The 6,462-nt window shown below is 60.5% G+C and carries 3 protein-coding genes and 1 pseudogene; 2 read left to right on the top strand and 2 right to left on the bottom strand.

Going from position 1 to position 6,462, the window contains the following annotated elements; genetic code table 11:
• Positions 1-113 precede the first annotated feature (113 nt).
• On the top strand, positions 114-1,421 hold the full coding sequence (locus U9R81_RS03095) for a transposase (RefSeq protein WP_322494065.1): 1,308 nt from the start codon (positions 114-116) through the stop codon (positions 1,419-1,421).
• Here U9R81_RS03095 and U9R81_RS03100 read toward each other — a convergent pair.
• Positions 1,396-2,448, bottom strand: a complete 1,053-nt coding sequence (locus U9R81_RS03100) for a glycosyltransferase family 2 protein (RefSeq protein ID WP_322494066.1) — start codon at positions 2,446-2,448, stop codon at positions 1,396-1,398. The genes U9R81_RS03095 and U9R81_RS03100 overlap by 26 nt on opposite strands.
• Positions 2,449-2,664: 216 nt before the next feature.
• On the opposite strand from U9R81_RS03100, the gene U9R81_RS03105 reads away from it, so the two are divergent.
• Positions 2,665-4,695 (top strand): cation:proton antiporter, encoded by a 2,031-nt coding sequence (locus tag U9R81_RS03105; protein WP_322494067.1) that lies wholly within the window; start codon positions 2,665-2,667, stop codon positions 4,693-4,695.
• Positions 4,696-4,824: 129 nt separating this feature from the next.
• Here U9R81_RS03105 and U9R81_RS03110 read toward each other — a convergent pair.
• Positions 4,825-6,462, bottom strand: a pseudogene (locus U9R81_RS03110) (beta-galactosidase); the annotation flags it as partial.

A 6,462-nucleotide genomic window follows, 5' to 3' on the forward strand; every position in this document is an offset into this window, starting at 1 on the left:
CACTACCTTTGCACTTTTAACCATTTCGCTCGGACGTTCGGTGGGGAGTTGCCGCATCGCGCCCCAGCCGGTACAACAGGAGTTACCACACACCTGAGTTCTGGAGAAGCGCGATGCGGATACCAATTGTATGCGTGGATGAGCGGGTACGCCAGTATGCAGGGGTCTTTTGGGCGTGCTTTACGCGCCCTCAACGCCGGCATTTCGTGACCATGCTGGTGGCGCTGCTGCTGTGCCACGGCCCGCGCACGCTGAGCAATCTGTTTCGCACGGTCGCCGGGGCCGGGAGTGTGGCGAGCCTGAGTCGCTTTCTGGCTGAGGCGCCGTGGGACGCCAGCAGCGTCGCGAAGACCTGGTTTCGCCGCTTTCGTGAGCAGGTCACCCCGCAGATTGCGGCCCTGCACGCCGAGCAGCGGGCTCATCGTCCCCTTCGACGCGGGCGTCCCAAGGCAACCCGTGTGACCGGTTACCTCATCGGCGATGACTCGACCATGCACAAGCGACGCGGCAAGAAGATGGAAGGCCTGGGCAAGCACTATTCGACGACGGAGCGGCGGGTGCTGACCGGCCATAGCCTGGTCCAAGCGCTCTACGTGGTGGCCGGTCGTCGCTGTCCACTTGCGCCGCAGTTGTACCGTCAGAAAGCGGTCTGCGAAGCCGAGGGCGTGGTGTTTGCCAGCAAGGGTGACTTGATGGCGGAGCGCATCCGAACCTTCGAGCCGGCTGCCGATACGCACACCCACGTCTTGCTCGACAGTTGGTACAGTGCCAAGCGCATCTGGAGCACGGCCAAGGCCCGAGGCTGTTCTATCAGCATCGGGCTGAAGTCCAACCGCCTGCTCCGGATTGCCGACGCGCAGGCGAAAGACGGCTGGCGCTGGCAGGACCTCACCACCTACGCGAGCAAGCGCAGTGAGAGCGACTACCAGCAGGTGGTGTGGCCGAATCAGGACGGAGCAGGGCGCGTGGTCTGGGTTCACACCGTTACAACGACGGTGCGCAACCTGGGACGCTGTCAGGTTATTCTCGTGCGCGACGCGCTTGATGCGCCGCTCAAGGAGGTGCGTTTCTGGGCCTCGAGTGACCTGGATGCAGATGCTGCCACCCTGATCCGCCATCTGGCGGTGCGCTGGGACATCGAGGTGCTGTTTGCCGACGCCAAAGAACTGCTCGGCCTCGACCAGTATCAGGTGATGAGTGCGACGGCGATTGTCCGCTTCTGGACTCTGGTGCTGGCCGCCTACGTCTTCCTCGAAGAGGAGCGCGCTCGGCTGGCCGCTACCACGCAGCAGCACGTCACGATTGGCGTTGCCCAGCGCGCCATCCAGCGCGCCCACTGGGTTCATCTGCTCAATTGGCTCCGCCAGCAGTTTCAGCATCAGGAAGCCTTCGCCGCTATTGTCCGTCAACTCGCCGCATAGCAATGGTTAAAAGTGCAAGGATAGTGATGATCACCAATCTGTCGAGCGCGTCCAACACCTGCCGGTAGGTTACGATCCGTTGCCGGCGCAAGGCGGGCCGGTGGCCCAACGCCAGTTTGAGCGCCTCGATAACCAATTCGTACTGATAACCGAGCCAGATCAACCGGCGCAGCAGCGCCGCTGCCGGCCACCCGTACCACATCCGGGCCAGCAGCAGCCGGCTCGCTTGGAAATAGCGGTGGCGACCAACCGGAACCTGTTCGCTGCTCTGGCCTTCGTGGTGGATGACCGTAACCTCGGGCAGGTACCAAATCTGGCTACTGACTTCGACACTCTCACACCGTGAGTCATTGGGAGGAGGCGGCGCCGGTTGGCGCCATTGTAACCGCCACTGCCATTCCAACTCTTCACTATACATAAAAAATCGTTCGTCGAGCAAACCAGCTTGGCGGATAGCGGCGGTGCGCACGAGCAAGGCAGCGCCGACCAGCCAACCCACGCGCTGGATCCGATGAGGATCGCGATCGGCGCAGTGATAGCGGCGCTTCCACGGATTGTTTGGCCACAGCCGTTCCCACGGCGTACTCTCCCAGACCATCTTGAGCGGCGTGGGGAAGCGGCGACGCGACGATTGGAGGCTGCCATCGCCGTAGAGTAAGCGCGGGCCAACCGCGATTGCGGCTGAATGATTCTGGAGAAAAGCGACCAATTGCGGGATCGCATCGGCCACTGGCTCGGTATCGGGGTTCAGCAAGAGGACGAACTCAGGGCCGCCATCAGGCCGTTGCAACAATCTGCGCAGGGCTAGATTGTTGCCGGCGGCAAAGCCAAGATTGGCGCCGGCTTCGATCACCTGTACATCGGGGAATTCACTGCGCACCATGGCTGGCGTGCCATCGTGGCTATCGTTGTCAACCACAATGATCTCGGCAGTGAGATTGCCAGCCGCCAGCGAGGCCTTGACGGCGGTGAGGCAGCGGCGGAGCAGCTCCTTCACATTCCATGACACGATCACGATGGCTAGCATAGCAGTATGAGCGCAGCGACTATGGCGCAGTGATGGCAGCACTGGTATTTATCTCGTAGCTTTCAGTGTACCACAGCTCGGTTGCGCTTTTGACAGCCATTCATTCATTCTTTATCATGCGTATTGCATTCCATCTGCGCCACGCTGCGCAGGATTCTTCCCCAAATCCATTCCTACGGATGTGCTTCCGCTGCGCTTGGTGACCGGAGCTGTGCTATGCATCACGACATTTCATTACTGGCAAATTTGGCCATTGCCTTGGTGGTAGCATTCGCCGGCGGGTTGCTGGCTCGGCGGCTTGGTCTGCCAACGATTGTTGGGTATTTAGTGGCTGGGATGGCGATCGGCCCGTTTACGCCGGGCTTTGTCGGCGATGTGGAAGATATTAGCCAACTGGCCGAGATTGGCGTGATCTTTTTGATGTTTGGGGTTGGTCTGCATTTTTCGCTCAAAGATTTGTGGGCTGTGCGTCAGGTTGCGTTACCGGGCGCGATTGCGCAAATGATCCTTCTGACAGGATTAGGTTTTGCATTCAGCCAGTGGTGGGGATGGTCTCCATTGGCCGGCTTAATCCTCGGTATGGCGATTTCCATTTCAAGCACGGTAGTACTGTTGCGTGGCCTGATGGATAACGGCGTACTGCACACAAGCGCCGGGCGGATTGCAGTCGGCTGGTTGGTGGTTGAAGATATCGCCACTGTGATCATGCTGGTATTGCTGCCAATTATATTTGGGGAGCAGAATGAGCATTCACTTATTACCAGCGTTGCTTCACTGCTGAAGGCGGCGCTTTTCGTCGCAGTGATGTTATTTGCGGGGCGGAAGCTATTGCCGAAGCTGTTTGATATCATTGCCGGCACTCGCTCGCGCGAACTATTCATTCTGGCGGCGGTAGCGATTGCGCTCGGCACTGCCTTTGGCGCAGCCGCCTTTTTCGATGTCTCGCTGGCGCTCGGCGCATTTTTGGCCGGCGTGGTGCTGAGCGAGTCGCAGTTTAGCCATCAGGTTGGTGATGATGTCTTACCCTTCCGCGAGACATTTGCGGTTATCTTTTTTGTCTCGGTCGGCATGATTGTCAACCCCGTCTACTTGTGGGCGCATTTAGGCCAAGTGCTTGCCTTGACTGCTCTGATCGTGTTTGGTAAAGCCTTTTTAACCCAACTATCCGGTTTCTTCTTGCCGGCCAATGGACGAACATTTCTGATTGTTGCCGCCGGTCGCAGTCAAATTGGCGAATTTTCATTCATCCTCGGCAAGGCGGGTATCACGCTTGGTCTGCTTAATCAAGAACAGTATTCGCTCATTCTGGCCGGATCATTGCTCTCAATTATGTTTAATCCGTTTATGTTCCGGACTATCAAGCCGATCGAACAATTGATGCAACGCTATACGCCTAAGCTCTGGCAATGGTTCGACACCCATCCCTTGCAGCCGGTAGATCTCGCTTTGCCGCGCGAAGGCCACGTGGTGGTGGTTGGCTATGGCCGGGTGGGCCAGCATATTGTGACGGTACTGGAGAAGCTGGGGATACCGCGACTGGTGATCGAAATTGACTCAGGCCGCGCTGCCGAATTTAATGCTCACGGCGTACCAACTCTCTTCGGCGATGCTGCTAATTCAGATGTGCTGATGCACGCCGGGCTTGAACGGGCGCGCGCGTTGGTGGTGACGTTGCCCGATGAGACGGCGACCGAAATGGTAGTGGCGGCGGCGCGCAAGATTGCGCCCAATCTGCCAGTGATTGCGCGCGCCGCCACCACGAAAGGCGTTGGTCGCCTCATCAGCCTTGGCGCGCGCGATGTCATCCACCCCGAATTAGAAGGCGGGCTGGAGGTGATGCGCCATACCTTGCTCTGCTTGGGGTATCCGGCCACCCAAGTGCAAGGCTATACCGATGCCGTGCGGCGCGATGAGTACGACTTCACTGTCTCTAGTCCCGCCGAACATCAGGCGCTCGATCAGATGGTGCGGGCCGCGCGCGGGATCGAAATCACATGGCGGATGGTGAGTGAGCAGAGCCCGATTGTTGACCAGACGTTGGCCGAAGCGAATATTCGCGCGCGCACCGGCGCCTCGGTGATCGCGTTGATCCGCAATCAACAGTTGATCGCCAACCCGAAATCGAGCACAGTGTTTCAGGCTGGTGATCTGATAGGATTAATCGGCGAGAGCGAGCAGATCGCCGCCGCCGAGGAATTGATCAGCGGCGCAACGGTCGCGCGCGCACCGGCGTTGGCTGGCAGGTAAAGCCGCACGGCGGTGCGGCTCCGGTATCACCGCCGCCGAGGAATTGATCAGCGGCGCAACGGTTGCGCGCAAGCCGGCGTTGGCCGGCAGGTAAAACCGCACGGCGGTGCGGCTCCACCTAGCCAACAATCACTCATACACCAATTCCACCGCACCACTGCGGTGTTGTTCGACAAAGAGCAGCAGTTCGTTGTGCGCCGCCAACCACGAGACTGGCAGCTTATAGGCTTCCTGCGGCCCAATCTGCCAGAAGCGCCCGCAATTCTGGCCGTTGAGCCAGATCTGGCCTTTGTCAAGCGTGCCGGGGCGCAGAGCAAGGCGCTGGATAGTGGCCGGTAGATCGGCGCGGGCAAAGACCGCTTGCACAAAGGCCGGGCCGGTAGGCGGGGCCGGTTGGTCGCTGACAGTCACGCCGGCGCAGAAGCTCCACTGGGCCGGTAGCGGTTGGCTGGCGTCGTAGCTGATCAGCGTCGCGCGCCACGGTGCGCCGGCGTAGTTGAGAATCTGCAAGGCGAGGGTGTTGGTTCCCGGTTGCAGTAGATCAGTGATGTCAGCGTCAATCAGCCCGCCGCTGCGATGGCGGCTAAACCGCTCAACGGCGACGCCGTTGACGAAGAATGCGCCGGAGTTGCGGTCGCCGGTGATATGCACCCGGTAGCGCCGCCCGGCCTGCACCTCGATCGGACGGATCAGCCACACCATCGGCCCAACCCACGCAAACCGGCTCAGGTGAACGTTGCTAGCGTCGGGCCGCGCGGCCCACGGCTTGATGTTGGCAACCGCTTCACCGGCAAATTGCACCTCTTGCCAATAGGCATACCAGCCCGCCGAGATGTCTGCTTGGTTGCCATCGAGGTACAAGGGGGCGAGCAACCCCTTTCGTTCCCCCAAATTCAGGCCATAATTGAACCGGCCTAGATTATCGACTAACAGGCGCAGATCGTGGCGGCCAGCCGGCAAGTCGAGCGTGAACGTGTAGCGCGGGCCGGTTGGCGCGACGCCCAAGGTGCCGGCGAACTCGCCGTTAATCAGCACCAGCGCCCGATCGTAGAGTTCGGGAGCGGCGATGGTCGTGTTCAACGGCGCGTCAAGCTCGATCTCGGCCCGGTACCAGCCGTAGCCGTAGGGGCAGCCGAGCTGTTCGAGCGGCGCAGGAGCAGCGATTGGTTGCCAGCCGGTATTGGCAGTCGCTTCTACCACCGCGAATGCGCGCGTGGTGAGGATGGCGCGGCGCGGTTGGGCAGGTGGCGGCAGCGGCTGGCTGCCATAGCGTTCGGCCAGCGCCTGCGGCAACAGCTCGATCAAGAGTGCATGATCCTCCCATGCCACCTCGATCCGGCGGCCCTCGGCGGTGATCCAATAATCGATCCGGAGCAGGTCATCGCATAATGTCACCCGCGCCGTCAAGCCAGCATCATCAGCGTAGACGCCATCGGGCGAGGACGGTACCCGCAGGGTAAGCGATCCTTGCTCGCCTTCGCGGCCATAGATGACCAATGTGCCCTGTTCAGACCAATAACCGAGTATGCGACCGGTATGGCTCACGATCGTGATTCCGCTCTCGCCGAGGGGCAGATTGGCGAAGATCGGGCGCATGCTGGTTGGTTCGACTTCAACACTCAGATGTTCACCCGAAGGCATGAACACTTCGTAGGTTGTGGCTTCGAGGCCGGGGTTGGCGAGGAAGGTGGCGCAGAAGTCACGCCATGCCGGTGGGGCGGTCGGGCTGGCGCGCACGGTACGGTACGGCTGCGCGCCGCCCTCGCT

It is taken from the genome of Chloroflexus sp., from assembly GCF_034435895.1.
Taxonomy (GTDB): Bacteria; Chloroflexota; Chloroflexia; order Chloroflexales; family Chloroflexaceae; genus Chloroflexus.

Excerpts from the sequence above, each read along its gene's own strand:
- U9R81_RS03095 (WP_322494065.1), top strand. The coding sequence starts at position 114 with ATGCGGATACCAATTGTATGCGTGGATGAGCGGGTACGCCAGTATGCA.
- U9R81_RS03100 (WP_322494066.1), bottom strand. The coding sequence starts at position 2,448 with ATGCTAGCCATCGTGATCGTGTCATGGAATGTGAAGGAGCTGCTCCGC.
- U9R81_RS03105 (WP_322494067.1), top strand. The coding sequence starts at position 2,665 with ATGCATCACGACATTTCATTACTGGCAAATTTGGCCATTGCCTTGGTG.